A 25,478-nucleotide genomic window follows, 5' to 3' on the forward strand; every position below is an offset into this window, starting at 1 on the left:
CCTAGTCCAGATCGTCGTGGCGCATCAGCTGGCGGGCGGCCTCGGTGACCGATCCGCTCAGCGACGGGTAGACCGAGAAGGTCTGCGCGAGGTCGTTGACCGACAGGTTGTTCTGCACCGCCAACGCTATGGGAAGGATGAGCTCGGACGCGGTCGGGGCGACGACCACACCGCCGATGACCACACCGGTCGCGGGGCGGCAGAAGATCTTCACGAAACCGCGCCGCAGGCCGGACATCTTGGCGCGCGGGTTGGTGTTGAGCGGGAGCATGACTGTGCGGGCGGGCACCTCGCCCTTGTCGATCGTCGCCTGACTGACACCGACGGCGGCGATCTCGGGACGCGTGAACACTGCGGCCGCAACGGTTTTCAGCTTGATGGGGCTCACGCCTTCGCCGAGCGCGTGGTAGATCGCGATGCGGCCCTGCATGGCCGCGACCGACGCGAGCGGCAGCAGTCCGGTGCAGTCGCCCGCGGCGTAGATGCCGGGGACGGCGGTACGGGAGACGCGGTCGACGGGAAGGTAACCGCCCCGGTCGAGTTCGAGCCCGACCTTGTCGAGACCGAGATCCCGGGTGTTGGGCACCGAGCCGACGGTCATCAGCACATGGCTGCCCTCGACGATGCGGCCGTCGGCGAGGAGCACGCGGACGCCGTCCTCGGTGCGTTCGACCCGGTCGGCGCGGGCGTGCTTGACGAGGGTCACACCGCGCTCGGTGAGGACGTCCTCGAGCACGAGAGCCGCGTCCTCGTCCTCGTGCGGCAGGATCCGGTCGCGGCTCGACACGACGGTGACCTGCACGCCGACCTCGGTGTAAGCGGAGACGAACTCGGCGCCGGTGACACCCGAACCGACGACGACGAGGTGCTCGGGAAGCTTCTCGAGGTCGTAGAGCTGACGCCAGGTGAGGATCCGCTCACCGTCCGGCTCCGCGCCCGGCAGGACACGCGGGCTCGCGCCGGTGGCGATCAGCACGACGTCGGCGTCGAGCACCTTTTCCTCGCCCGTCAGCAGCTTGGCGCGCACCTGATGGGCGGCCATGCCGGGCTGCGCGTCGACGAGTTCGCCGTAACCGGAGAACAACTTCACCCCGGCGGCCTCGAGCTTGGTGCGGATGTCGGAGGACTGCGCGCGGGCGAGGCTCTTCACACGGCCGTGCACCTGCGGCAACGACACCTCGGCACGGTCGAGTTCGATGCCCAGGTCGGCGGCGCGGCGCATGTCGGTGCGCACGCCGGTCGAGGCGATGAAGGTCTTGGAGGGGACGCAGTCGAAGAGCACGCAGGCGCCACCGATCCCGTCCGAATCGATCAGTGACACCGTCGCGCCGTACTGGGATGCCACCAGCGCCGCCTCGTATCCTGCGGGGCCGCCGCCGATGATGACGATCCGGGTCATTGTTCTCCTCTGTATCGATTCCGAAGGGTGCCGGGTCGGGCTGCACGTGAGCGCCTGGTGGGCACACACGTGGTCTCAACGCTATGCCAATGCCCCCACCTCGCGCACAGGGACCGGTGGACCCGGCACGCAACGGCCCCCGATAACTCCTCGTCCGTCCCTGCGCCGCCCCTCCGACGACTCCGGTGGACGACGGGTTAGCCTTATCCTCGTGCCGATCTACGCCGCCTACGGGTCCAACATGCATCCGGAGCAGATGCTGACGCGCTGCCCGCATTCGCCGATGGCGGGAACCGGGTGGTTGCACGGTTGGCGACTGACCTTCGCCGGCGCCGACATCGGCTGGGAGGGCGCCCTCGCGACGGTCGTCGAGGATTCGGACGCGAAGGTGTTCGTCGTGCTCTACGACGTGCCGGAGGACGACGAACGCAGCCTCGACCGCTGGGAGGGAGCCGAACTCGGTTTCCACCGCAAGATCCGCGTGCGCGTCGACACGGCCGACGGTCCGGTCCTCGCGTGGCTGTACGTCGTCGACGGATACGAGGGCGGCCTGCCGTCGGCACGCTATCTGGGCGTGATGGCCGACGCGGCCGAGATCGCCGGGGCCCCCGCCGAATACGTTCGGGATCTGCGTACCCGCAACAGTCGCAATGTGGGTCCGGGGCGTCCCGACGGCTTCTAGACGCCGGCCTTCCTACCCTCCGGGATAGAAGGGCACCGGTCGCCGGACGCTCACCGTCACCGGGTCGCCCGCCTGCAGACCGTGCAGGGTGGTGCACAGGGCACGGACGGCGATTCCCATCCCCTCGACCCGCACTTCGCTGTGTGCGCCGCCGAATGCCGTGTCGCGCACAGTGAACGATCCGGCAGCAGGGCACTTCGTCGGCGCTGCCCCGACTTCGATCTGTTCCGGTCGCAGCAGGACGCGGCCCACGCCGTGTCCGGGTGAGACGAGCTGAACCTTCCCGAGCGGGGTCTGCGCGCAGTCGCCGAACGCCTCGGCCTCGAGTACGATCGCCTCCCCCACGAACTCGCCCACCGCGACGGATGCCGGCCTCCCGTAGACCTCCTCGGGCGAGCCCACCTGGGCGATCCGGCCGTCGAGCATCACCGCCAGCCTGTCGGCCATGGCCAAGGCCTCCGTCTGGTCGTGGGTCACGAGCACCGCCGCGACCGACTGTTCGCGCAGCAGCGTACGGACATCCGCGCGCAGACTCGCGCGTAGACCGGCGTCGAGCGCGCTGAACGGCTCGTCGAGCAGGACCACGGACGGTCGCGGTGCCAGTGCACGAGCCAGAGCGATCCGCTGCTGTTGCCCGCCCGAGAGCGCGCTCGGCTTACGGTGCCCGACTCGCGGAAGACCGACGAGATCCAGTAGCTCCTCGACCCGGCGTCGATGTTCCTCCCGCGCACCTCCGCGCCACGGCCGGTTCGCTCGCCCCAGACCGTAGCCGATGTTGCGCGCCACGTTCAGATGCGGGAACAACGCGCCTTCCTGCGGCACGAGGCCCACCCCGCGACGTTCGGGTGGCACGTCGGTCACGGTCACGTCGTCTACGGAGATCCGTCCCGACGCTGCGGGATGCAGCCCAGCCGCCACTCGCAACAGCGTGGTCTTGCCGCCACCCGACGGTCCGAGGACGGCGAGCAGATCGCCGCGCGGCACGTCGAGGGTCACATCGGTGACGACTTCGGCGGCGCCGTATCGCGCGGATACATTCTCGATGGTCAGACCGGTCACTCTTCGCCTCCACTTTCCGCGTCGACCCGGCCGCGCAACAGACGTCCCAGCACGAGCGACGGCAGTGCCGCGATGAGGACGAGGATCACCGCATAGGGTGCTGCCGAGCCGTACGCGAGGGTTTCGGTATGTCGCCACATCCCAGTCGCGAGCGTGTCGTGCCCGATGGGGACGAGCAGCAGCGTCGCAGGCAGTTCCTTGGCGATGGTCAGGAATGCCAATGCCGCACCGGCGACCACGCCGGGTGCGGCGATCGGGATCGTCACCCGCAGTCCGGTGAGCAATCGTCCGGAACCGAGAGTTGCGGACGCATCTTCGAGACCCCGGGGGATCGCGGCGACCGCCGCATGGATCGACCCCACCGCGAGAGGGAGGAACAGGACCGCGTAGGCGATCACCAGCATCGGGGTCTGCTGGTACCACTGCGGGAGCAGTCGGATGCCGAAGAACACGAGCGCCAGACCGACGGTGATGCCGGGCAGCGCGAAGCCGATGTAGGCGGCGCTCTCGGTGAAGCGCGACAATCGGGAGTGCGACCGTGCGGCGTAGATGCCCACCGGAAGTGCGAGCACCGTGGTCAGCAACGCACCGAGCGCGGACACCCACAGAGTGTAGGTGGTGGCGGTCCAGATACCGGACCAGTCGACCGCGATCTGCTGTGACCTCCACAACCAGCGGGCCAGGCCCGCGACCGGAACTCCCACGCTCACGACGAGCAGAGCGGCGAGGAAGCCGATCGCCGGCCATCGCCGTGAGCCGAGCATCACGGGTTCGGCCGTGCGCGCGGTACCGGATCCGATCCGCGCGGTGGCGCCGCGGCGCGCGCTCCGTTCGGCGACGGTCAGCACCACGGCGATCGCGACCAGCACGAGGCCGAAGACAGCGGCGGGCGTGCGATCGAGAAGTCCCCGGTAACTTCCGTAGATCGCCAGGGTGAACGCTTCGTAGCGCATCAATGCGACGGCGCCGAAATCGCTGAGCGTGTAGAGCGCGACGAGCAGTCCGCCCGCCGCCGCGGTCGGCCAAACCTGCCGCAAGGTGACGGTGAGGATGGCGGTCAGCCGGGACCGGCCGAGAGTGCGGGCCACTTCCTCGAGCCCCGGGTCGGCCGAGGCGAGTGCCGCCGCCACAGGCAGATAGACGTAAGGAAAGGACGCGCAGGTCAGGACGAGGGCAGCACCGACGAAACCTTCGAGCGCGGGGAACTGCGCGATCCAGACGAAGCCCGACACGTACGAGGGGATCGCCAAGGGCAGACTCAGGGCCAACGCGAACCAGCGACGGCCGGGGAGATCCGTGCGGGTCGTCAACCATGCGGCGGCGAGCCCCAGGATCAGGCATGCCACCGTGACCGTCACGGCGAGCGCGCCGCTGCGCCACACCAGTTCGAGAGTGCGTGGACGGAACACGAGCGAGACGACCCGTTCGGGTCCGTCCGCGAACGCGCGCATCACCAGGTGCGCGACGGGTGCGAGCGCGAACACGGCAACACCCAGCGCGGCCGTGGCCAGGATCGGCCGGCCGCGTCGGGTACCGACGCGCGGCGTCGCGAGGGTGATCAGATGAATTCCAGTTCCTGCAGGAGCGCCTGTGTTTCGGCCAGGGACGCCAGTTCGGCCAGTTCGATGTCGGAGGTCCCGATCTCGGAGAGCGGGCGCAGGTCGGTCTGGGTTTCGGTCCCCTCGACGACCGGATACTCCGCGGTCTCGTCGGCGAAATAGGTCTGCGACTCGGGCGAGAGCAACGCTGCCACGAACTGCTCGGCCTGCTCGCGCTGGTCGGTAGTGGCGAGCACCGCGGCGCCGGCGATGTTCACCAGGGCACCGGGATCGCCCGCGTCGAAGAAGTGGAGCTGCACGGCAAGGTTGTCGGCGCCCTTCTCGTCCGCGAGCCCGTACCAGTAGTAGTGATTGGTGAGGCCGAGGGTCACCTGGCCGGTGTCGACGCCCTCCATGAGAGGTCCGTTGCCTTCGAAGGCGACCGGTTCGTTGGCCTTGAACGCCTCGAGCCATTCGCGGGCACCGTCCTCGCCCCGGGAGACACGGAGTCCGGTCACGAACGACTGGAACGACGCATTGGTCGGCGCGAAGCCCACCTGGCCCTTCCACTTCGGGTCGAGGAGCCCGTCGATCCCGCTCGGCAGGTCCTGCGGCTGCACCTTGTCGTCGTTGTAGACCAGGACGCGAGCCCGTGCAGAGGTGGCGACCCAGGTGCCGTCCTCCGCGCGGTAGTTCTCGGGCACCTGATTCGTCACACTCGCGGGCAGCTGCTCGAGCAGACCCGAACGGTCGAGCAGACCGAGCGCGCCGGCATCCTGGCTGAAGACCACATCGGCGGGCGATGCGGCACCTTCTTCGACGAGCTTGCCCGTGATCTCCGGCGTGCCGCCGTAGACGACGTCGATCGGGAAACCGAGAGTGCCTTCGAGTTGTTCGACGAGCGGGCCCACCAGGTTCTCGCTACGCCCGGAATAGAGCGTGAGCGCCTCCCCGTTCGAAGCGTCCGGGGTGGTGTCGACCGAGCCGCTGTCGCTGCACGCGGCGAGAACGGCGACGAGCGTGGCTGCCGTCAGCCCTGCGCCGATCCGGTGTCGAAGGGACATCGATTCCTCCTGGTATGGGTGAGCTCACACATCCTACCGTTCAGGTAAGCCTGAGCTTACTTCGGACTGCGTCACGCAGCGCCGAGAACCAGATTCGTCATCACCCGCACACCCACGGCCAGCGCCCGCTCGTCGAGATCGAAGGTGGGCTGGTGGATGTCGAGTTCGGGCCCGACCCCCGGCCATACCCCGAGCCGCCCCATGGCGCCGGGGACGTGTTCGAGATACCACGAGAAGTCTTCTCCCCCACCGGATTGTGGGGTGTCCGCGAGGGCGTCGGGGCCGGTCGCGCGGATCGCGTCCTCGAACATGCGCGCCGACACCTCGTCGTTGACCACCGGCGGCACGCCGCGGCGATAGTTCAGTTCGTAGCTGACACCGGTGGGCGCGAGCAGACCGTGCACGATCTCGCGGACCATCGGTTCGAGCAGCTGCCAGGTGTCGTGGTCGCCGGTGCGGACGGTGCCCGCGAGCATGCCGGTGCGCGGGATCGCGTTCGGTGCCTTGCCGGCGCTGACCGCACCCCACACCATGACGGTGCCGGTGCGCGGATCGATGCGACGGCTGAGCATGCCGGGAAGACCCGTGATGACGGCACCGAGGCCGTAGACGAGATCGCCGGTCAAGTGCGGCCGGGAGGTGTGCCCACCGGGTGAGTCGAGGACGAGTTCGACAGTGTCGGCCGCCGAGGTGATCGCCCCGACCCGCATACCGACCTTGCCCGCCTCGAGACGCGGGTCGCAGTGCAAGGCGAAGATTCGCGCGACCCCGTCGAGTCCGCCCGCCGCGACGACGTCGAGCGCCCCGCCCGGCATGACCTCCTCCGCGGGCTGGAAGACCAGCCGGACACCGATCGGCAATTCGGGCATCGAGGCCAGCGCCAGACCTGCACCGAGCACGACGGTGGTGTGGGCGTCGTGCCCACACACGTGCGAGACACCGGGGACGGTGGATTCGAACGGCAGGCCGGTGGCCTCCTGCATCGGCAGGGCGTCCATGTCTGCACGCAGGGCGATGCGCGGTCCGCCGGTCGGACCGAGATCGCAGATCAGGCCGGTGCCGCGAGGCAGGACCTTCGGCTCCAGTCCGGCCGCGCGCAGGTGCTTCGCGACGAACTCGGTGGTGGCGTACTCCTGCCGGGCGAGTTCGGGATTCGCATGGATGTGACGGCGCCAGAGCGAGAGGTCCTCGGTGTGGCGGTCCAACCACTTCTCGACGTAGGGGTTCATCGACGGCCGGCCTGTTCGAGGAGCCGTGCCCGGTGGACCGGATCGGTCGCCGCGCGTACGGCGGTCGCTGCGAGCGCACGCGCTCCGTCGAGTACTGCCCGATCGGCGGACTCGGTGACACACGCGGCCGCGAATGCAGCCTGATGTGTCACCGCGCCACCGGAGTCGAGTCCGATGACCGGATGGATTCCCGGCACCACGTTCGTCACGTTTCCCATGTCGGTACTGCCCAGGGGGCGCGCTCCTTCCTCCTCGACGGGCAGCGGTCGGCGCCCGAGATCGATGATCTCCTCACGATATGCCTGCACCAGCCACGGATCGGGAGTGAGTTCGGTATAGGTCGGCGAGACCGTCCGGATCCGGTGGTTGCATCCGGTGGCCAGCGCCCCGGCGGCGAAGCAGTTGCGTGCGCGGTCGACGAGGTCGTCGAGGAGTTCGCTCGTCCCGGCCCGCAGGTAGTACAGCAGTTCGGTGTGGCTGGGCACGATGTTCGGTGCCGTCCCGCCCTGCGCGACGATGCCGTGGATCTGCTGCCCGGGATGCAGGTGCTGCCGCAGCAGTCCGACCGCGACCTGGGCGACGGTCGCAGCGTCGGCAGCGTTGAGCCCGTATTCGGGGGCCGCGGAGGCGTGCGCCTCGCGGCCGTCGTACTCGACGGCGATGTCGGCGAGGGCGAGCGACGTCGCCCCGGTGATGTCGAACGGGCCGGGATGCACCATCATCGCCGCACCGACGCCGTCGAAGACGCCGCGTTCGAGCATGAGGACCTTGCCGCCGCCGGTTTCCTCCGCGGGGGTTCCGACGACGCGGACGGTCACGTCGAGTTCGTCGGCGAGCGCAGCGAGACCGATCCCGGCGCCCACGGCCGACGCCGCGATGATGTTGTGGCCGCACGCGTGCCCGATGCCCGGCAGTGCGTCGTACTCGGCGCAGAACGCGAGGACGAGTTCGCCGCTGCCGAACCGCGCATCGAAGGCGGTGGGCAGGTCGGCGATGCCGGTGGTGACCTCGAAATCGTGGTCGCGCAGCACCTCGACGATCTTCGCGGCGCTCCGGTGTTCCTCGAACGCGAGTTCCGGTTCGGCGTGGATGGAATGCGACAGGCCGACGAGGGTGTCGGAAGCAGCCTCGATCGCCGTGGCGTAGTCGGTCGTCACGGGGTCCAGTCTGTCATGCTCACCGCGTCCCGATCGATCGGCGCGTACGACCGGTTCGTCGACTTCGCGGCGGGGCGATCAGCCGAACCGGAAGTTCGACGCGTCGGTCCGGATCTCCAGTGCCGAGATCAGCGGCGCGTGCAGACCGCGCTTGATGCCCGACAGATTCGGCCCGCGGGTGGCGGTGAGCGCCGCTGCGCGCTCGACCGCCGTTGAGAGCACGGCGTCACCGGTGACGGCCTGCTCGGCGATGCCCGCGGCCACGGCGTCCTCACCGCCGTAGCGACGGCCGGTGGTGATGGCCTCGACCGCCGTCTGGATCGGCAGGCGGGAACGGATCAGCGCGGACATCCCGACGGTGAACGGCATGTTCAGCTGCACCTCGGGCAGACACCAGTAGCCGCGGTCGCCGCGCATCACCCGGAAGTCGTGCACGAGCGCGAGCATCGCGCCGGCACCGAAGGCGTGCCCCTGCACGGCCGCGACCGTCGCCGCCGGGAAGGTGAGCAGCCGCACATAGAGGGCGTGGACGGAGTCCAGATAGCCCGGCAGATCCGGCAGGTTCGCGCCGACCCAGTCGATGTCGAGTCCGTTGCTCCAGAACTTTCCGGTCGCCGCGGTCACGAGGGCGGCGGGTCCGTCGTGCGCTTCCACCTCGTCGAGGAGGGAGTGGATCGCGGCGAGACGATCGGGGTGGAACCGGTTCTCGGAGACCTCCGCGTCACGGTCACCGAGATGCAGGACGAAGACGTCGCCGTCACGTTCGAGGTAAGGCATGCGCGTCAGCATACCGCGCCTACTTACCCACGAGTAACAAGCTGTGAGCGATTAGGGTCCGATGCCATGGGAGAACCCGATCACGTCTTCGACCCCACCGCGGCCGCCGACGCCGCAGCCGCCGCTCTCGCCGAACGGACGGGGGTCGCCGAACACTCCGTCGCCGTCGTCCTCGGGTCCGGCTGGCGGGCCGCAGTCGAGAGTTTCGGCATCCCCGTCGCCACGATCCCGATGAGCGAGCTGCCCGGTTTCGCACCGCCGACGGCGGCAGGGCATGCCGGGAACATCCACTCCGTGCGCGCCGGTGACAACGCCGTCCTCGTCCTCGCCGGCCGCATCCACGCCTACGAGGGGCACGACCTCGCCCGCGTCGTCCATCCCGTGCGCACGGCAGTCGCAGCGGGTGCCCGCACCGTCGTCCTCACCAATGCGGCGGGCGGCATCGATCCCGAGTTCTCCGTGGGACAACCGGTTCTCATCTCGGACCACCTCAATCTCACCGGTCGCTCGCCGCTGGTGGGTGCCCAGTTCGTCGACCTCGTCGACGCCTACTCGCCGGATCTTCGTGCACTCGCCTGCGAGATCGATCCGTCGCTGCGCGAAGGGGTCTACGCCGGTCTGCCCGGGCCGCACTACGAGACCCCGGCGGAGATCCGGATGCTGCGCACCCTCGGCGCCGACCTCGTCGGCATGTCCACGGTCCACGAGACCATCGCGGCGCGCGCGGCCGGAGCGCGCGTGCTCGCGGTCTCGCTGGTGACCAACGCCGCGGCCGGCATCACCGGCGCTCCCCTCGACCACACCGAGGTACTGGCCGCGGGTCGTGCGGCCGCGACCCGGATGGGCGATCTTCTGCGCGATCTGGCGGCCCGGCTGTGACGCTGCGATTCGGCACCGCGGGGTTGCGCGGCCCGGTCGGCGACGGACCGGACTGCATGAACGTACCCGTCGTCGTCCGCACCACCGCCGGACTCGCGGCGTGGCTCGAGGCGAACGGGCAGGGCGACGGCACCGTCGTCGTCGGCCGCGACGCCCGTACGGGCTCAGCGGAATTCCACACCGCCGCGGCAGAGGTTCTCGCCGCGGCCGGCTTCGAGGTCGTCGCGTTCGGAGAGCCGCTCCCCACCCCGGTGACCGCCTTCGCGGTACGGGCGCTGGGCGCCGTTGCGGGCGTGCAGATCACGGCATCGCACAATCCCGCCGCCGACAACGGGTACAAGGTCTATCTCGCCGACGGAGCGCAACTGGCCGCACCCGCCGATCGGGAGATCGAAACGGCGATCGACGCCGTCGGTTCCGCCGCGGACGTGCCCCGGATGCCGGTCGCGCCGTCGGGTGACGACCTCGTCGACCGCTATCTCGCCCGGGTCGCGTCGCTCCCCCGCTCGCCGCACCGAGGCATGCGCATCGCCCTGACGGCACTGCACGGTGTCGGCGGCGAGACGGCAGTCGCGGCCCTGCGTTCCGCGGGATTCGACGACATCCACGTCGTGGCGTCCCAGTTCGCACCCGACCCGGCGTTTCCCACCGTCGCCTTCCCCAACCCCGAGGAACCGGGCGCAACAGAGGCTCTGCTCGCGCTGGCGGCCGAGGTCGACGCCGACATCGCCCTGGCGCTCGATCCCGATGCCGATCGTTGCGCCGTCGGTGTCCCGGGCCCGCGGGGATGGACGATGCTGCGCGGCGACGAGACCGGGGTCCTGCTCGGCGACCGGATCCTCGCGTCGTCACCGCCCGGCTCACTGGTCGCGACCACCATTGTCTCGTCGACCATGCTGGGGCGACTCGCGACCGCACGCGGCGCGCGATATGCGCAGACGCTCACGGGTTTCAAGTGGCTCGCCCGCGCCGGTGACGGCCTCGTCTACGCGTACGAGGAGGCGATCGGGCACTGCGTCGATCCGGACGCTGTGCGCGACAAGGACGGCATCGCGACCGCCGTAATGGTCGCCGACTACGCGGCCGATTTGAAGCAGGCCGGCCGGACACTGCTCGACGCACTCGACGACCTGCATCGCGAACTCGGTGTCCACGTCGGCGATCAGGTGTCGATCCGCGTCGACGACCTGCAGCGCATCGGCACCGTGATGACGCGACTGCGTGCGGAGCCGCCGACGACCCTCGCGGGTCTGGAGGTGACCGCGACCGATCTCGCCGAGAGCCCGGGACCGATGCACACCGACGCTCTCGTCTTCGAGAGTCGCGAGGACGTCGCGGGCGGGCCGAGGGTGCGCGTGGTGGTGCGCCCCTCGGGCACCGAACCGAAGCTCAAGGTCTACCTGGAGGTGGTCACGGATCGGGACCGCCCGGCGGCGGAAGCGATACTCGACGCCCTGCGCGGATGGGCGGCCTCGCTCGGTGACGAGAACCCCTGACCCGGCCGGATCCGGCCGGGCCAGGACCCGATTCGATCAGACCTGCTGCTGCAATCAAACCTGCTGCGGCACACCGTAAGTGACGACGGTGTTCCGGTCGGCGGTGACAGCCTTCAGGTACGGACGGATCATCACCGGCCCGATGGCTCCCGAGACCGAGCCATGCACGCCGGCGATCCGGATGGTCGTCGAGCTGCCGTCGAACTCGAAGCCCTCGACGATCGGGACGGACGTGATGCCGCCCGGCTCGAGCGGGATCTCGATCTCCTGGGACGGGATGATGTCGCCGCTGAGCGAACCACCCGCCTCCAGGCCGAGATCGAGCGAGGCACCACCTTCGTTGTCGAGCGAGAGGCCGATGGCCGCACCGTTGTCCACACCCCAGGACAGGCTCGGAGTGATGACGGTGACCGTCGCCCCCGGCAGCGCGACCGGGTAGCCGACCTGGAAACCGACCTCCACCGCCGTCCCGACGAAGTTCGCCGCGTTCGGACCGGTGATCCGAACGGTAGCAATCTCGTCGTGGAAGAACTCGACACTCAGCGGTGAGCTGTCGAGCGGCGGCACCGACTGTGTCGAGGTGTCGGCCTGGATCACTTCGACCGCGTGCCCTCCGTCCAACGGCAGGATGCGCGAGTTGTCGACAGCGGCCGCAGCCGTGCCGTGACTCGTCACTGCGGCGAGGACGGCGACCGCGCCCACCGAAGCCGCTCTGACACTTCCACGAATCAGATTGCGGGAGAAGATTCTTGCCATTCCGCCGACCCCATCTCTGGCTGTACCTACGCAGTGGACTTCACACGGAGCACACCGAGCGTAAGAAGAAATCGAGACCTGCGGGTTGTTTTTCGATAACGAGACGACTGCGGTCGGGTGTCACATCCGTACCGTCAATCACACGAGTAACACACGACGCGCGGTTTATCGCGGCCCGAACTGCCTGTCCCCCGCATCGCCGAGACCCGGCACGATGTACTTGTTCTCGTTGAGACCTTCATCGACCGACGCCGTGACCAACCGGACCGGATGACCCGAGGCAGCAAGGGCCTCGACGCCCTGCGGCGCCGCGACCACACAGATCGCGGTGATATCCGTGGCACCGCGCTGGGCGAGGATGTCGAGGGTGTGCACCATCGACCCCCCGGTCGCGAGCATCGGGTCGAGCACGAAGACGGGAAGACCCGACAGGTCCTCCGGCAACGACTCCAGATAGGGCACCGGCTCGAAGGTCTTCTCGTCACGAGCGAGACCGACGAAACCGACCTGCGCCTGGGGAATCAGGGCGTGGGCCTGTTCGACCATGCCGAGGCCGGCGCGAAGAACCGGGACGAGCAGCGGAGGCTGCTGCAACCGTACCCCCGTCGTCACCGCGACCGGCGTCTTGACGTCGAACGTCTCGGTGGGCGCATCGCGCACCGCCTCGTAGACGAGCATCTGGGTGAGCCGCCTCAACGCGTGCCGGAAGGCAGCGTTGTCGCTGCGTTCGTCGCGAAGGATGGTCAGGAGCGAAGCAGCGAGCGGATGGTCGACGACGAGCGAATCCATGTCCGAAGGATAGAACGACGGAACCGATCGGCAGTCGGGTGCGTCGAACCAGGCAGGGACGGAACCCTCCGAAGGCGCCGAATCCCACATCAACGACGCGAGAGGCGACGAGGTGACCGAGAACTCCGGTAGGGACGCGATACGGATCGACACGAGTGCCGTCGGGAGGTTCGGCGACGACGCCGTCGAACTCGCCGCGCGCCTGCACGAGGCCGCCGAACGGACACGGCACGGCGACCCCTCGACGCTGAGCGCCGCACTGGGTCCGATCGGGGCACCCGTGCTCGCCGCTCTCACCGCGACCCACTCCGCGCACGTGCGCGATCTCGGCCGGCTCGGCGACCTGCTCGGCGGAATGGGAGACGCCGCGAAGGCCTCCGTGGCCGCCTACGAGCACACCACCGACGACACCGCCGCACGACTCGACTCCGTCGTGGAGTCACTGTGATCGGAGGGGATCTGCTCGTCGCTCCGCTGACCGGCCTGCTCGACGCGTTCGGCACCGCGCTGCCACCCGGCGTCGATCCGGGTGAGATGGTGCGCATCGGTGCGCAGTGGGCCGAGGAGGTACATGCGACCGGGCGCGACGCTGTCGCCGAGCTCGCCTGGGCCTGGGGTGGCCCGGCCGCCTCGCAGGCGATCGCGAGTGCCGAGCAGGTCCTCGCCGACGTCCTCGCGGCGGCCGATCGTGGGTCGGCACTGGCCGGGATCGCGCTCGAGGCGACCGTCACGGTGGTCACCGGTGCGGCCGAGATCACTCGTCTCGTCGACTCGTTCGTCACCTTCGCCGAGCAGGCCGCACCCGCGACGTCGCTTCCACAGGGGCAGCTCGCGCTCCTCGCAGTGGCGATCGACCACCTCGTCGCCGGGCTGGACGTGCTGACACAGGTGACCGGAACGCTCGCGGAGCTGACCGATCGGGCGTCCGCACTCCTTCCACCCGAGCCCTCCGCTCCCCCGATCGACTCCGGTCACCATCCCGGCCCCGACCCGGCCGGCGACGAGCCACGTTCGCTCCACACCTTCGGTGGAGGGCTCTCGACGGGCGTGGAGGTGCGGCTTCCGGACGGCAGCGTCAGCCTGGCACCGAACGAGACCGCTGCGGCAGCGGTGCGTCACGCCCTCGCCCAGCAGGGCACCCCGTACGTGTGGGGCGGCACGAGTCCCGGCTCCGGCCTCGACTGCAGCGGACTGACGCAGTACGCCTACGCGCAGGCCGGGGTCGAACTGCCGCGGTTGGCCCAGGAACAGGACGTCGGCACACGGGTGGATCCTGCAGCCGCCCTGCCCGGAGACCTCGTCGTGTGGGACGGGCACGTGGCGATGGTGGTGGGCAACGGCCTCATGGTCGAGGCGGGCGACCCCGTCTCCGTGACGCCGATGCGCACCAGCAACGGTGGAATGGCCTTCCACGGTGTCTACCGCCCGACCGCCGGCTGATTCCGGAGAATCTCCGCACCGGGCGGGAACCGGCCGGGCTCGCGCTGCGTCCAACCCGATATGGACAGCACGACGACGGAACCGATCACGGCCACCGCCCACAACCGGGCCGGGACGATCTCGGTGCGCACGACGGACGGTGGACTACCCGTGGACCTTCGCATCGACCCCCGCGAGTTACGTTACGGAGCACGGCAACTGGCCGATCAGATCCTCGCCTTGAACCGGCAGGCCGCTCTCGAGGCCGCGGTGGTCCGCGGCGAACGCCTCGCCGCCGAAGGTGTCCCCCGCGAGATCCTCGACCGGATGCGGCTGCCGTCCCGCGCCGACCTGGCGGACGGACCGACCGATCGTCGTGGAAGTCTCGTTCGATGAGCGAACCGATGGTGGAGGCGATCGTCGACCGAGCCCACGTCCGGCTCGATGCGCTCGAACGCACGGTGGAGAGGCTCGGCGCGGTCCGGGGCACCGCGAGCAGTCCCGACGGACGCGTGACCGCCCGTGTGGACGGTTCGGGAGCGCTCGAAGGACTCGAGCTGGCCGAGCCGATCGGCGGCACCGACCCCCGCGAACTGGCCGCGGTGATTCTCGCGACCGTGCACGACGCCGCACGGCAGGCCGCTGCCGCGCGCGTCTCCGCGATGGACGAGCTCCGCGCGGCCCTCGACGCGAGCGACGCCGGTCCGGTCGCCGTCGGTCACCACCCGGTCACCGTCGGCGACCGTCCGGTAACGCGATGAAACCGATAGCGAGCCGCCCCCGGCTATATTCTCGGCGCCGACATGGCTAGGCTTCGCGCCATGGCTGGAGACATCGTCCCGATCGAGCTCGGTCTCACCGACGGCAACCTCGTGACGCTCTGGGCGCCGCGCTGGCGCGAAGGCGACGACGAGTGGGAGGCATTCCTCGGCCACGGCGACGATCTGTACGCCTTCCCGTCGGTCCCCGAGCTCGTCGCGTTCGTGCGTTCGGGTGCCGACAACGACCTCGTCGAGCACGAGGCGTGGCCGATCGTGTCCAAGCTTGCGGCCTCGGAGTTCGAACCCGACGAACCGCACACCTACGACCTCGTCGGCGTCCCCGAACTCGTGGCCGACGATCCGGATCCCGTGTCGGTGTCCGAGCTGCAGGACACCTTCGACATCGTGAGCATCCTCGGCGACGTCTGCGATCTCGACGTCGTGACGAAGTTCTTCGAACGCGAGGAGATCGACCTCCTGTTGCAGCACGGTGTCTCGGCCTTCCGCACGCGTGAGGGCCTCGACCTGTGGAATCGCGTCGGGACCGCGGTCGTGCAGGATTGGGACGGCGTGATCGACGCGCTCGACGCCGTGATCTCCACTCCCGACGTCGATGCTGCCGTGGTCGCCGAGATCGAATCCGAGCTCGTCGCGGTCGACGAGAACGAGGTCGAGGCCGACGACACGGTCGAGGACGTCGACGCCGACGACGAGTACGAGTTCATCGACACCGATGACGAGGACGACGGCTACGAGTTCTGGGCCCGGGTCGGCATCGATCCCATCCGGATCATCACGACCGACGGCACCTGGTACTCGCTGCGGTGCTACGTGAACGACGACGCCGTCTTCCTCGGCCACGACGGCACGATCGACGTCTTCCCGTCCGAGCGCGCGCTGGCCCGCCACCTCGCCGACAACCACGACCACGACCTCGCGACGCTCGAGCCGTACACGGAGATCCAGCTCGCCGCCGTCGACGGATCGCTCGACGTGACGGTCACCGACGACAACGTCTATGTGCTCACCGGGATCGCCGACGACATCGCTCAGGGTGTTGCGGCCGTCGACCCCGACCAGCTCGAACTCGCGGTCGAGTTGTTCGTCGACGCAGCGAACTTCGCGGACGACGACTCGACGGAGGCCGCGCTCGCCGCGTCCACGGAACTCGGCTGGTTCGTCAACCACGTGATCGAACCCGACTCGGGACGCACGGCACCCAAGCCGCCGTTCGACACCGAATCCCTCGCCTGGCGCGAGCTCGAGCGCGAGTTCGAAGCGCGACTGCGTCGGCACTGACGGCAGCTCCACTTGGGCACTCCGGCGCGCGAAGTGGTCACAAAAGCGCGTTGTAACGTGCTCCGATGACCATTTCCCGCCCCGCGCACCCATAGAGGTATCTGCGGGTCGCGGTCTCTACCCGACGAGGACGGCGTATCCAGGCTTGATGACGTCGTCGATCAGTTCCAGTCGCTGGTCGAACGGGAGGAAGGCCGACTTCATCGCGTTGATCGTGAACCGTTCGAGGTCGACCCAGCTGTAGTCGAAGGTCTCGACGAGCCGCACCATCTCCTGCGTCATCGTGGTGTCGCTCATCAACCGGTTGTCGGTGTTGACGGTGACGCGGAAGCGCAGGCGGGCCAGCAGGTCGAAGGGATGCTCGGCGAGCGTGCGCACCGCGCCGGTCTGCACGTTCGACGACGGGCACAGTTCGAGGGGGATGCGCTTGTCGCGGATGTAGTTCGCGAGCCGGCCCAGAGTGGCGGTTCCGTCGTCGTGCACTTCGATGTCGTCGACGATGCGCACACCGTGGCCGAGTCTGTCGGTGCCGCAGAAGGCGACCGCTTCGTGGATGGACGGGAGCCCGAACGCCTCACCGGCGTGGATCGTGAAGTGCGCGTTGGCCGCGCGGGTGTACTCGAAGGCGTCGAGATGACGGCTGGGCGGGTTGCCCGCTTCGGCGCCGGCGATGTCGAATCCCGCCACGCCGCGGTCCCGGAAGCGCACGGCGAGTTCGGCGATCTCCAACGAGCGTGCAGCGTGCCGCATCGCAGTGAGCAGGCAGCGCACCCGGATGCGACGACCACCGGCGGCCACCTCCGATTCCCCGGCTCGGAAGCCTTCGAGGACGCGCTCGACGACCTCGTCCAGAGACAGTCCCTTCTCCAGGTGCTGCTCGGGCGCGAACCGCACCTCGGCGTACACCACGCCGTCGTCGGCGAGGTCGAGGACGCACTCGCGTGCGACGCGTTCGAGTCCTTCTGCCGTCTGCATCACGGCGACGGTGTGCTCGAAGGTCTGGAGATAGCGTTCGAGCGAGCCACTGTCGGCGGATTCGCGGAACCAGCGGGCGAGATCCGCTTCGGTGTCCGCGGGCAACGACCACCCGCACGCGTCCGCGAGTTCGAGGACCGTCCGGGGACGGAGTCCGCCGTCCAGGTGATCGTGTAGGACCACTTTGGGTGCGGTGCGAACGAGTTCGGGAGTCAGACGGCCGTTCATGATCGGGACGGTAGTCGGCGGCGGCCGGTTCCGCTCGGTCTCCGGCCACCGAGCCCCTACGCCCGGATCCGTTCGATCACGAGCGGCTGCCGAACGGGGGCCGTGTCGGAGATTCGGACACCGCCGCGGAGGGCGGCGAGCGCGTCGGGGATACGTCCCGGAGTGTCGGTGTGCAGCGTCGCGATCGGCTGCCCCGCGCGGACGCGATCACCGAGGACCGCGTGCAGTTCGATACCGGCCCCGGGCTGCACGTCCTGACCCTGCCGTTCGCGACCGGCTCCGAGCCGCCAGGCGGCGATACCGACCTTGTACGCGTCGAGTTCGGAGACCACCCCGTCCGCGTCGGCGTGGAAGGTCTCGGTGTGGGTCGCGACCGGCAACGGCGCCGCGGGGTCGCCGCCCTGGGCGGCGATCATCGCGTTCCACCGGTCCATTGCGGTGCCGTCGCGCAGTCGGTCGGCGGGATCGACATCGTCGACACCGGCGGCGGCGAGCATCTCGCGGGCCAGGGCCAGGGTCAGCTCGACGACGTCGTCGGGTCCGCCGCCGGCGAGCACCTCGACGGCCTCCCGGACCTCGAGCGCGTTGCCCGCCGTGCGCCCGAGCGGGCTGTCCATGCGGGTGAGCAGGGCCGTCGTGGGCAGCCCTTCGTCGGTGCCGAGTTCGACCATGGTGCGCGCCAGCTCGCGGGCCTCGCCGAGTTCCTTCATGAAGGCGCCGCTGCCGACCTTCACATCGAGGACGAGGGCTCCGGTGCCCTCGGCGATCTTCTTGCTCATGATCGAGCTGGCGATGAGCGGGATCGACTCGACGGTCCCGGTGACGTCGCGCAGCGCGTAGAGCTTGCGGTCGGCGGGGGCGAGATCGGCACTCGCCGCGCACACGACCGCACCGACGGCCGGGTCGCTGAGGATCTCGGCGATCTCCGCGGTGGTCAGATCGGCCTTCCAGCCGGGGATCGCCTCGAGCTTGTCCAGGGTGCCGCCGGTGTGACCGAGACCGCGGCCCGACAATTGCGGGACCGCGACGCCGCAGGCCGCGACGAGCGGTGCGAGCGGCAGTGTGATCTTGTCCCCCACACCGCCTGTCGAGTGTTTGTCGACGGTGCGCAGGCCGAGAGCGGAGAAATCGAGACGACGACCGGAGTCGATCATGGCGGTGGTCCAGCGTGCCGTCTCGACCCGGCTCATGCCGCGAAACCAGACTGCCATCGCCAGGGCCGACATCTGGGCGTCGGAGACGATCTCGTGGGTGAACGCCTCGATGACCCAGTCGATCTCGGCGCCGGAGAGCTCGTGTCCGTCGCGCTTGCGGCGGATGACGGTGACGATGTCAGGCACGGCGGTCCTCGTTCTCCCGCACGGCCGCCAGATCGTCGGGGCCGAACGCGTCGGGGAGGAGCTCGCAGAGGCGACGCGGGCCACCCTGGGCGTCGACCTCGAGATCGGGACCGCCGTGTTCGAGGAGCACCTGCCGGCACCGGCCGCACGGGGTCAGGACGTGGCCTCGGGAGTCGCAGACGGCGACGGCCCGCAGACGCCCTCCACCCTGGGCGAACAAGTTACCGACGAGTACACATTCGGCACACAGCCCCAGTCCGTGTGAGACATTTTCCACATTGCACCCGAGGACCATCCGACCGTCGACGGTGAGGCCGGCAGCCCCCACCGGGAACCCGGAGTAGGGGGCGTAGGCTCGACCCATCACCTCATGTGCTTTGGCGCGCAACATTTTCCAGTCGATGTCCGGCATGGTTCCCCATCCTGTCACGGTGGCGTGGACGACGGTAGGCGACCCCCACTGCGCCAGATCACAGTTGGAAAGGCAAACCTAACTTCGCTTTTGGGGCCTGTACGAATGGCGCAGGAGATTGGTTCCCGAGTTTGGGATGGGTCTAGAGTCGATCCAAGTCGGTTCAGGTTCACGTCGGGCCCGTACTGCGGAATCCCCCACAGGTAGGAGCAGCTCGACGCGTCCACCATTGACGTTGGAGGCACAGCACTCGATGAGCAGCACGACTGAAGCCGCCCCCGCAAAGGCGGGGCGCACACGGTCGCTTTACCGGGGAGACCCCGGCATGTGGTCCTGGGTATTGCACCGGATCACGGGCGTGGCGACATTCTTCTTCCTTTTCGTCCACGTCCTCGACACCGCACTCGTCCGGGTCAACCCCGAGACCTACGACGCGGTGATCGATACGTACAAGAACCCGATCGTCGGCCTCATGGAGCTCGGCCTGGTCGCGATGGTCCTGTACCACGCACTCAACGGCCTGCGGGTCATGCTCGTGGACTTCTGGTCGAAGGGCCCGAAGTACCAGCGCGTGATGCTCTGGACGATCCTCGCGATCTGGTTCGTGGTGATGATCCCCGCGGCCGTTCGCATCCTCTTCAACACGTTTGCGGGGCACTGACATGACCGAAGCGAAGACTCTGGGTAAGGAATACGACCGGCCCGCAGGCCTCGACAACCCGCGCACGCCGCGGCGTGCCGCGAAGAACAACTTCGAGCTCTACGCCTGGTTGTTCATGCGCCTGTCCGGCCTGGCCCTGATCATCCTGGTCCTCGGTCACCTCTTCATCATGCTGATGCTCGATGACGGCGTGCACCGCATCAACTTCGCGTTCGTCGCAGGCCGCTGGTCCAGCCCGTTCTGGCAGTTCTGGGACCTGTCGATGCTGTGGCTCGCACAGCTCCACGGCGGTAACGGTCTGCGCACCGTCATCGCGGACTACGCACGTAAGGACTCCACCCGGTTCTGGCTCAACACGATCCTCGTCGTGTCGATGATCCTGATCATGGGCCTGGGCACCTACGTGATCTTCACCTTCGACCCGAACATCACGGCGAGCTAGGGGAGCCGAACCTTCATGCAGGAACATCGTTACGACGTAGTCATCGTCGGCGCCGGCGGCGCCGGCATGCGTGCGGCCATCGAAGCCGGCCCGCGTGCGCGCACCGCAGTGCTCACGAAGCTCTACCCCACCCGCAGCCACACCGGCGCCGCTCAGGGTGGCATGTGCGCCGCCCTCGCGAACGTCGAAGAGGACAACTGGGAGTGGCACACCTTCGACACCGTCAAGGGTGGCGACTACCTGGTCGACCAGGACGCTGCGGAGATCATGGCCAAGGAGGCCATCGACGCCGTTCTCGACCTCGAGAAGATGGGTCTTCCGTTCAACCGGACGCCCGAGGGCAAGATCGACCAGCGTCGCTTCGGTGGTCACACCCGCGACCACGGTAAGGCCCCGGTCCGTCGCGCGTGCTACGCCGCCGACCGCACCGGCCACATGATTCTGCAGACGCTGTACCAGAACTGCGTCAAGCACGACGTCGAGTTCTTCAACGAGTTCTACGCACTCGACATCACCCTCACCGAGACCGAGAACGGTCCCGTCGCGACGGGTGTCGTCGCGTACGAGCTCGCGACCGGCGAGATCCACGTCTTCCACGCCAAGGCCATCGTCTTCGCGACGGGCGGCTCGGGCCGTATGTACAAGACGACGTCGAACGCCCACACCCTCACCGGTGACGGCCTCGGCATCATCTTCCGCAAGGGCCTCCCGCTCGAGGACATGGAGTTCCACCAGTTCCATCCGACGGGCCTGGCCGGTCTCGGCATCCTCATCTCGGAGGCCGTGCGCGGTGAGGGCGGCATCCTCCGCAACGCCGACGGCGAGCGGTTCATGGAGCGCTACGCCCCCACCATCAAGGACCTCGCGCCCCGCGACATCGTCGCCCGCTCGATGGTGCTCGAGGTGCTCGAGGGTCGCGGCGCCGGACCGAACAAGGATTACGTCTACATCGACGTGACCCACCTCGGCGAGGACGTCCTCGAGGAGAAGCTCCCCGACATCACCGAGTTCTCCCGCACCTACCTCGGTGTCGACCCCGTCACCGAGCTCGTGCCCGTGTTCCCGACCTGCCACTACGTCATGGGCGGTATCCCGACCAACGTCGACGGCGAGGTCCTCCGCGACAACGAGAACGTCGTGCCCGGCCTGTACGCGGCCGGCGAGTGCGCGTGCGTGTCCGTCCACGGCGCCAACCGTCTCGGCACCAACTCGCTGCTCGACATCAACGTCTTCGGTCGTCGCGCCGGCATCGCCGCCGCGGAGTACGCCAACAGCACGAAGCACGTCGAGATGCCCGAGCAGCCGACGAAGTACGTCGACGACTGGCTCGATCTGATCCTGCACCAGGGCGGCAAGGAGCGGGTGGCCGACATCCGCACCGAGCTGCAGCAGACGATGGACAACAACGCGTCGGTGTTCCGCACCGAGGAGACGTTGACGCAGGCGCTCAACGACATCCACGAGCTGAAGAAGCGCTACAAGGAGATCACGGTCCACGACAAGGGCAAGCGCTACAACAGCGACCTGCTCGAGGCTCTGGAGCTCGGCTTCCTCCTCGAGATGGCCGAGGTCACCGTCGTCGGCGCGCTGAACCGCAAGGAATCGCGTGGCGGACACGCCCGCGAGGACTACCCGAAGCGCGACGACGAGAACTTCCTCAAGCACACCATGGCGTACAAGGTGGGCGAGGAACTGATCTCCGACATTCGCCTGGACTACAAGCCGGTGGTCCAGACCCGGTACGAGCCCATGGAGCGTAAGTACTGATGACAACCATCGAGAAGACCGACACGGGCGCGTCGACACTGCCACCCGTGCCCGAGGGCGCGACGATGGTCACCCTCAAGATCGCCCGGTTCAACCCGGAGGACGACAAGGGTCAGCACTGGGATTCGTTCCAGGTGCCGGCGCTGCCGTCCGACCGTCTGCTCAACCTGTTGGGCTACGTCAAGGGTTACCTCGACGGCACGCTCACTTTCCGTCGCAGCTGCGCCCACGGCGTGTGCGGCTCGGACGCGATGCGTGTCAACGGCGTCAACCGTCTCGCCTGCAAGATCCTCATGAAGGACATGCTGGACAAGAACGGCAAGGACGTCACGATCACGATCGAGCCGATCCGTGGCCTTCCGGTCGAGAAGGACCTCGTCGTCGACATGGAGCCCTTCTTCGACGCCTACCGCGCCGTGAAGCCGTTCCTCATCGCCTCCGGCAACGAGCCGACCCGCGAGCGTATCCAGTCGCAGGCCGACCGTGCCCGGTTCGACGACACCACCAAGTGCATCCTGTGCGCGTGCTGCACCACCTCGTGCCCGGTGTACTGGAGCGACGGCAGCTACTTCGGTCCCGCCGCGATCGTCAACGCGCACCGGTTCATCTTCGATTCGCGTGACGAGGGTGCCTCCGAGCGGCTGGACATCCTCAACGACAAGGAAGGCGTGTGGCGCTGCCGCACCACCTTCAACTGCACCGACGCGTGCCCCCGTGGCATCCAGGTGACGAAGGCGATCCAGGAGGTCAAGCGCGCGCTCATGTTCGCTCGCTGATCACCTCGCACGACAGCAGGTCCGTCCCTTCGGGGACGGGCCTGCTGTCGTCGGTGCCCACTCCGCTGTGCCCACTCCGCTGTGCCCACTCCGCTGCGCCCACTCCGCTGTGCCCACTCCCCTGTGCTCCGTTGCCGGTGGCCGAACCGATGCGGATCAGCGTCCGCGTGCGAACAGGAAGCCCGCGACCCACCCGACCGCGAAGATGATGACGAGCACCAGCCACAGCGGTGCCTGCAGCGAGATCCAGAAGAGGTCGATGCTCGTACTGTTGCGGTTCTGGAGAACGAACAGCGCAGCGAGCAGGACCAGGACGGCCGCGAGCGCTCTGCGCGGAGTCACCCGGAACGCGCGTTGGGGCGCGGCGGATCGCGTCTGTTTTGCCACGCCTCCATCGTCGCCCGTCCGCGGCACGATCGGCACCCCCGAACCGAGTTTTCACCCCGGGAGTTCGCTCATTTCCTCCGGAAGCGCAGCCCGGCGAGGAGTCCACCGACCAGGCCCGCACCGAGGATTGCGGCGCCGCGGCGCGCGTCGAGACCCTCGTGCACCTCGAGGCGAGGCGTGATGACCGCCCCTGTGGGCGCGGGATGGTGTGCGAGTGCGAGGCTCGCTCGGGACGTCGCTGCGAACGCGGTGCAGAAGAGCACCAGGCGGGCCGTGAGGTTACCGAACACGAGGATGCCGAGGATCGGGCCGAAGGCGACGCCCGCCGGGCCGTTGAGCACACGTTCGAGGTAGATCGAACCCGTCTGCTTGAGCAGTTCGAAACCGATCCCGGCGATCGCACCCGCGACGAGCGCGCTGCGGAACGGAACGGGTTCGCGGGGCAGGCGAGCGATCACCCAGGTGAACACCAGACCGGTGGCGGCAGTGGCCGCCACCAGAGCCAGAATTCGCAGACCCACGCCGATGCCGACGAGATTCTCCATGTTGAGCAGCTCGACGATCCTGCGCGCGATCGGCCCGCTGCTCAGCGCCGAGAGCCCCAACGACACGGTCATCGCGAGTCCGAGACTGAGAAGTGCGCCCCCGTCGCGCAACTTCACTACGAGGAAGTTGCCCTTGTCGCGCGGGTGCTCCCACATGGCGGTGAGGGCTTCGCGAAGATTCGTGATCCAGCCCAGACCGGCATACGAGGCGGTGAGCAGGCCGATGAGGCCGACCGCGCCGCGGGATTCGATCGCCGAGTCGATCAGGCTCTGCACGGTGCCGCCGAGCTGACCGGGAATGTTCTCGGAGATGATCTGCCGGATCTGGTCGAGCAGTTCGGGTCGCCCGGCGAGCACGAAACCGGCCAGAGAGAACACGACCATGATGATCGGGACGATCGCCAGCACCGTGAAGTAGGTCAGGCCGGCCGCGTAGTAGTCGCCCTTGTTCTCCTGGTACCGCACCCCGGCCCGAAGGACGCGGTCGAGCACCGGATGGGCCGCGCGTTGACGTTCGAGAAACCCCGGCTTCTCGTCGGGTTCGCCGGCCATCCGGGTGCTCCTTCGTCTAGGTCCGCGGCAGGAAACCCACCTTGTCATAGACCTGCGCCAAGGTGCGGGATGCGACCTCGCGAGCGCGGTCCGCGCCGCCCGCGAGAATGCGGTTCAGTTCGGCCGGGTCGGCCAGGTACTCGTCGACCTTGGTGCGGATCGGGGTGACGAACTCGGTGAGGACCTCTGCGGTGTCGGCCTTCAGATCGCCGTAACCCTTGCCCTCGTAGCCGGCGACGAGTTCGTCGATGCTGCGACCCGACAGCGCCGACTGGATGGTGAGCAGGTTCGACACTCCGGGCTTGTTCTCGCGGTCGAAACGGATCTCACGCTCGTTGTCGGTCACCGCGGAGCGGATCTTCTTCGCCGAGACCTTCGGATCGTCGAGCAGGTTGATCAGGCCCGCGTCGGTCGCCGCGGACTTGCTCATCTTCGACGTCGGATCCTGCAGGTCGTAGATCTTCGCGGTCTCCTTCACGATCGTCGGCTCGGGGACGACGAAGGTCTTGCCGAAGCGGGAGTTGAAGCGCTGCGCGAGATCTCGCGTGAGTTCGAGGTGCTGACGCTGGTCCTCCCCCACCGGCACGTGGCTCGCGCGGTAGAGCAGGATGTCGGCGGCCATGAGGATCGGATAGGTGAACAGGCCGACGCCGGCGTGCTCGGTGCCCTGCTTGGCCGACTTGTCCTTGAACTGCGTCATCCGGCTGGCCTCACCGAAACCGGTGATGCAGCTCAGGACCCAGGCGAGCTCGGCGTGCTCGGGCACCTGGCTCTGCACGAACAGCACGGACTTCTCCGGATCGATACCGATCGCGAGCAACTGCGCCACGGAGACGAGCACTCGCTTGCGCAGCAGCTTCGGCTCGTGCGGAACGGTGATCGCGTGCAGATCGGGGATGAAGTAGAAGGCGTCGTTCTCGTCCTGCGCCGGAACCCACTGCGCCAGTGCCCCGAGGAAGTTCCCGAGGTGGAACGAATCCGAGGTGGGCTGGATGCCGGACAGCACACGGGGGCGGGCCTTCGGCTTCGTGGCGTTCTGTTCTGCAGTGCTCGACATGCCGTCGATGATTCCACGCAGGCCACGCCGCG

27 protein-coding genes are annotated in these 25,478 nt (G+C 68.4%); 12 read left to right on the forward strand and 15 right to left on the reverse strand.

From position 1 onward, the window contains the following. Position 1: 1 nt before the first annotated feature. Positions 2-1,399: an NAD(P)H-quinone dehydrogenase gene (locus RBB84_RS12660; RefSeq protein ID WP_024101543.1), complete on the reverse strand. Its 1,398-nt coding sequence runs from the start codon at positions 1,397-1,399 to the stop codon at positions 2-4. Positions 1,400-1,610: 211 nt separating this feature from the next. On the opposite strand from RBB84_RS12660, the gene RBB84_RS12665 reads away from it, so the two are divergent. Then, complete coding sequence (locus RBB84_RS12665) at positions 1,611-2,081, forward strand: gamma-glutamylcyclotransferase (protein ID WP_006550151.1); 471 nt, start codon at positions 1,611-1,613, stop codon at positions 2,079-2,081. A gap of 12 nt (positions 2,082-2,093) precedes the next feature. On the opposite strand, the gene RBB84_RS12670 is transcribed toward RBB84_RS12665, so the two are convergent. The 6 genes from RBB84_RS12670 to RBB84_RS12695 all read right to left on the reverse strand — a co-directional run bounded on the left by RBB84_RS12670 (position 2,094) and on the right by RBB84_RS12695 (position 8,905). Next, the gene (locus RBB84_RS12670; RefSeq protein ID WP_006550150.1) at positions 2,094-3,140 is read right to left on the reverse strand and encodes an ABC transporter ATP-binding protein; all 1,047 of its coding nucleotides are present in this window, start codon (positions 3,138-3,140) and stop codon (positions 2,094-2,096) included. Next, positions 3,137-4,624, reverse strand: coding sequence for an iron ABC transporter permease (locus RBB84_RS12675; RefSeq protein ID WP_033097073.1), 1,488 nt, complete (start codon positions 4,622-4,624; stop codon positions 3,137-3,139). Before RBB84_RS12675 ends, RBB84_RS12670 begins: the two co-directional genes overlap by 4 nt. Positions 4,625-4,698: 74 nt before the next feature. Then, positions 4,699-5,742, reverse strand: a complete 1,044-nt coding sequence (locus tag RBB84_RS12680; RefSeq protein WP_033097072.1) for an iron ABC transporter substrate-binding protein — start codon at positions 5,740-5,742, stop codon at positions 4,699-4,701. A 71-nt stretch (positions 5,743-5,813) separates the two neighbouring features. Further along, a complete protein-coding gene (locus RBB84_RS12685) occupies positions 5,814-6,971 on the reverse strand; it encodes a M20 family metallopeptidase (RefSeq protein WP_006550147.1) in 1,158 nt (385 codons plus the stop codon). Further along, a complete protein-coding gene (locus RBB84_RS12690) occupies positions 6,968-8,128 on the reverse strand; it encodes a M20 family metallopeptidase (protein ID WP_006550146.1) in 1,161 nt (386 codons plus the stop codon). Before RBB84_RS12690 ends, RBB84_RS12685 begins: the two co-directional genes overlap by 4 nt. A 78-nt stretch (positions 8,129-8,206) precedes the next feature. Continuing rightward, the gene (locus RBB84_RS12695) at positions 8,207-8,905 is read right to left on the reverse strand and encodes an enoyl-CoA hydratase/isomerase family protein (protein WP_024101548.1); all 699 of its coding nucleotides are present in this window, start codon (positions 8,903-8,905) and stop codon (positions 8,207-8,209) included. A gap of 66 nt (positions 8,906-8,971) precedes the next feature. On the opposite strand from RBB84_RS12695, the gene RBB84_RS12700 reads away from it, so the two are divergent. Then, complete coding sequence (locus tag RBB84_RS12700) at positions 8,972-9,784, forward strand: purine-nucleoside phosphorylase (RefSeq protein ID WP_006550143.1); 813 nt, start codon at positions 8,972-8,974, stop codon at positions 9,782-9,784. Then, entirely contained in the window at positions 9,781-11,280 is a 1,500-nt protein-coding gene (locus RBB84_RS12705; protein ID WP_052040026.1) for a phospho-sugar mutase, read from the forward strand. Before RBB84_RS12700 ends, RBB84_RS12705 begins: the two co-directional genes overlap by 4 nt. Before the next feature lie 54 nt (positions 11,281-11,334). Here RBB84_RS12705 and RBB84_RS12710 read toward each other — a convergent pair whose 3' ends face one another. Both RBB84_RS12710 and upp read right to left on the reverse strand, forming a co-directional pair. Then, on the reverse strand, positions 11,335-11,982 hold the full coding sequence (locus RBB84_RS12710; RefSeq protein WP_006550140.1) for an MspA family porin: 648 nt from the start codon (positions 11,980-11,982) through the stop codon (positions 11,335-11,337). Between the two features lie 219 nt (positions 11,983-12,201). Beyond that, positions 12,202-12,825 carry a uracil phosphoribosyltransferase gene (gene upp, locus RBB84_RS12715; protein ID WP_024101551.1) on the reverse strand — a complete coding sequence of 208 codons (624 nt, stop codon included), beginning with the start codon at positions 12,823-12,825 and terminating at the stop codon, positions 12,202-12,204. A gap of 112 nt (positions 12,826-12,937) precedes the next feature. Between upp and RBB84_RS12720 the strand changes: the two genes are divergently transcribed. Genes RBB84_RS12720 through RBB84_RS12740 form a run of 5 tightly spaced genes read left to right on the forward strand, consistent with a single transcriptional unit; the run spans position 12,938 to position 16,304 of the window. Further along, complete coding sequence (locus RBB84_RS12720) at positions 12,938-13,273, forward strand: type VII secretion target (RefSeq protein ID WP_052040025.1); 336 nt, start codon at positions 12,938-12,940, stop codon at positions 13,271-13,273. Then, positions 13,270-14,265: a C40 family peptidase gene (locus RBB84_RS12725; protein WP_033097071.1), complete on the forward strand. Its 996-nt coding sequence runs from the start codon at positions 13,270-13,272 to the stop codon at positions 14,263-14,265. Before RBB84_RS12720 ends, RBB84_RS12725 begins: the two co-directional genes overlap by 4 nt. A 60-nt stretch (positions 14,266-14,325) precedes the next feature. Further along, positions 14,326-14,640: a hypothetical protein gene (locus tag RBB84_RS12730; RefSeq protein WP_006550134.1), complete on the forward strand. Its 315-nt coding sequence runs from the start codon at positions 14,326-14,328 to the stop codon at positions 14,638-14,640. Continuing rightward, positions 14,637-15,005 carry a YbaB/EbfC family nucleoid-associated protein gene (locus RBB84_RS12735; RefSeq protein ID WP_006550133.1) on the forward strand — a complete coding sequence of 123 codons (369 nt, stop codon included), beginning with the start codon at positions 14,637-14,639 and terminating at the stop codon, positions 15,003-15,005. The genes RBB84_RS12730 and RBB84_RS12735 overlap by 4 nt, the downstream gene beginning before the upstream one ends. 60 nt (positions 15,006-15,065) lie before the next feature. Further along, positions 15,066-16,304 (forward strand): hypothetical protein, encoded by a 1,239-nt coding sequence (locus RBB84_RS12740; protein ID WP_033097070.1) that lies wholly within the window; start codon positions 15,066-15,068, stop codon positions 16,302-16,304. 117 nt (positions 16,305-16,421) lie between these two features. Here RBB84_RS12740 and RBB84_RS12745 read toward each other — a convergent pair whose 3' ends face one another. From RBB84_RS12745 to RBB84_RS12755, 3 genes are read right to left on the reverse strand one after another with little or no spacing between them, the layout of a single operon-like run. Next, a complete protein-coding gene (locus RBB84_RS12745) occupies positions 16,422-17,507 on the reverse strand; it encodes an adenosine deaminase (RefSeq protein WP_033097069.1) in 1,086 nt (361 codons plus the stop codon). A gap of 56 nt (positions 17,508-17,563) precedes the next feature. Then, entirely contained in the window at positions 17,564-18,847 is a 1,284-nt protein-coding gene (locus tag RBB84_RS12750; protein ID WP_024101555.1) for a thymidine phosphorylase, read from the reverse strand. Further along, positions 18,840-19,259 (reverse strand): cytidine deaminase, encoded by a 420-nt coding sequence (locus RBB84_RS12755; protein WP_006550129.1) that lies wholly within the window; start codon positions 19,257-19,259, stop codon positions 18,840-18,842. Before RBB84_RS12755 ends, RBB84_RS12750 begins: the two co-directional genes overlap by 8 nt. Before the next feature lie 325 nt (positions 19,260-19,584). On the opposite strand from RBB84_RS12755, the gene sdhC reads away from it, so the two are divergent. Genes sdhC through RBB84_RS12775 form a run of 4 tightly spaced genes read left to right on the forward strand, consistent with a single transcriptional unit; the run spans position 19,585 to position 22,905 of the window. Then, entirely contained in the window at positions 19,585-19,920 is a 336-nt protein-coding gene (sdhC, locus tag RBB84_RS12760) for a succinate dehydrogenase, cytochrome b556 subunit (protein ID WP_006550128.1), read from the forward strand. Position 19,921: 1 nt separating this feature from the next. Then, positions 19,922-20,362 (forward strand): succinate dehydrogenase hydrophobic membrane anchor subunit, encoded by a 441-nt coding sequence (locus RBB84_RS12765; RefSeq protein WP_006550127.1) that lies wholly within the window; start codon positions 19,922-19,924, stop codon positions 20,360-20,362. A gap of 15 nt (positions 20,363-20,377) precedes the next feature. Further along, positions 20,378-22,129, forward strand: coding sequence for a succinate dehydrogenase flavoprotein subunit (sdhA, locus tag RBB84_RS12770; protein ID WP_024101557.1), 1,752 nt, complete (start codon positions 20,378-20,380; stop codon positions 22,127-22,129). Then, positions 22,129-22,905: a succinate dehydrogenase iron-sulfur subunit gene (locus RBB84_RS12775; protein ID WP_006550125.1), complete on the forward strand. Its 777-nt coding sequence runs from the start codon at positions 22,129-22,131 to the stop codon at positions 22,903-22,905. Before sdhA ends, RBB84_RS12775 begins: the two co-directional genes overlap by 1 nt. 156 nt (positions 22,906-23,061) lie before the next feature. Here RBB84_RS12775 and RBB84_RS12780 read toward each other — a convergent pair whose 3' ends face one another. From RBB84_RS12780 to trpS, 3 genes are all read right to left on the reverse strand, one after another. Continuing rightward, entirely contained in the window at positions 23,062-23,292 is a 231-nt protein-coding gene (locus tag RBB84_RS12780) for a LapA family protein (RefSeq protein ID WP_231414000.1), read from the reverse strand. A gap of 68 nt (positions 23,293-23,360) precedes the next feature. Next, complete coding sequence (locus RBB84_RS12785; RefSeq protein WP_033097067.1) at positions 23,361-24,389, reverse strand: YhjD/YihY/BrkB family envelope integrity protein; 1,029 nt, start codon at positions 24,387-24,389, stop codon at positions 23,361-23,363. Positions 24,390-24,405: 16 nt separating this feature from the next. Further along, the gene (gene trpS, locus RBB84_RS12790; RefSeq protein ID WP_026061260.1) at positions 24,406-25,446 is read right to left on the reverse strand and encodes a tryptophan--tRNA ligase; all 1,041 of its coding nucleotides are present in this window, start codon (positions 25,444-25,446) and stop codon (positions 24,406-24,408) included. Between the last annotated feature and the right edge of the window lie 32 nt (positions 25,447-25,478).

The organism is Rhodococcus sp. D-6 (assembly GCF_040256695.1).
GTDB lineage: Bacteria > Actinomycetota > Actinomycetes > Mycobacteriales > Mycobacteriaceae > Rhodococcus > Rhodococcus pyridinivorans.

Coding starts and splice junctions, on each gene's coding strand:
- RBB84_RS12660 (WP_024101543.1), bottom strand. CDS start 1,399: ATGACCCGGATCGTCATCATCGGCGGCGGCCCCGCAGGATACGAGGCG.
- RBB84_RS12680 (WP_033097072.1), bottom strand. CDS start 5,742: ATGTCCCTTCGACACCGGATCGGCGCAGGGCTGACGGCAGCCACGCTC.
- RBB84_RS12685 (WP_006550147.1), bottom strand. CDS start 6,971: ATGAACCCCTACGTCGAGAAGTGGTTGGACCGCCACACCGAGGACCTC.
- RBB84_RS12695 (WP_024101548.1), bottom strand. CDS start 8,905: ATGCCTTACCTCGAACGTGACGGCGACGTCTTCGTCCTGCATCTCGGT.
- RBB84_RS12700 (WP_006550143.1), top strand. CDS start 8,972: ATGGGAGAACCCGATCACGTCTTCGACCCCACCGCGGCCGCCGACGCC.
- upp (WP_024101551.1), bottom strand. CDS start 12,825: ATGGATTCGCTCGTCGTCGACCATCCGCTCGCTGCTTCGCTCCTGACC.
- RBB84_RS12730 (WP_006550134.1), top strand. CDS start 14,326: ATGGACAGCACGACGACGGAACCGATCACGGCCACCGCCCACAACCGG.
- RBB84_RS12735 (WP_006550133.1), top strand. CDS start 14,637: ATGAGCGAACCGATGGTGGAGGCGATCGTCGACCGAGCCCACGTCCGG.
- RBB84_RS12740 (WP_033097070.1), top strand. CDS start 15,066: ATGGCTGGAGACATCGTCCCGATCGAGCTCGGTCTCACCGACGGCAAC.
- RBB84_RS12745 (WP_033097069.1), bottom strand. CDS start 17,507: ATGAACGGCCGTCTGACTCCCGAACTCGTTCGCACCGCACCCAAAGTG.
- RBB84_RS12755 (WP_006550129.1), bottom strand. CDS start 19,259: ATGCCGGACATCGACTGGAAAATGTTGCGCGCCAAAGCACATGAGGTG.
- sdhC (WP_006550128.1), top strand. CDS start 19,585: ATGTGGTCCTGGGTATTGCACCGGATCACGGGCGTGGCGACATTCTTC.
- RBB84_RS12765 (WP_006550127.1), top strand. CDS start 19,922: ATGACCGAAGCGAAGACTCTGGGTAAGGAATACGACCGGCCCGCAGGC.
- sdhA (WP_024101557.1), top strand. CDS start 20,378: ATGCAGGAACATCGTTACGACGTAGTCATCGTCGGCGCCGGCGGCGCC.
- RBB84_RS12775 (WP_006550125.1), top strand. CDS start 22,129: ATGACAACCATCGAGAAGACCGACACGGGCGCGTCGACACTGCCACCC.
- RBB84_RS12785 (WP_033097067.1), bottom strand. CDS start 24,389: ATGGCCGGCGAACCCGACGAGAAGCCGGGGTTTCTCGAACGTCAACGC.
- trpS (WP_026061260.1), bottom strand. CDS start 25,446: ATGTCGAGCACTGCAGAACAGAACGCCACGAAGCCGAAGGCCCGCCCC.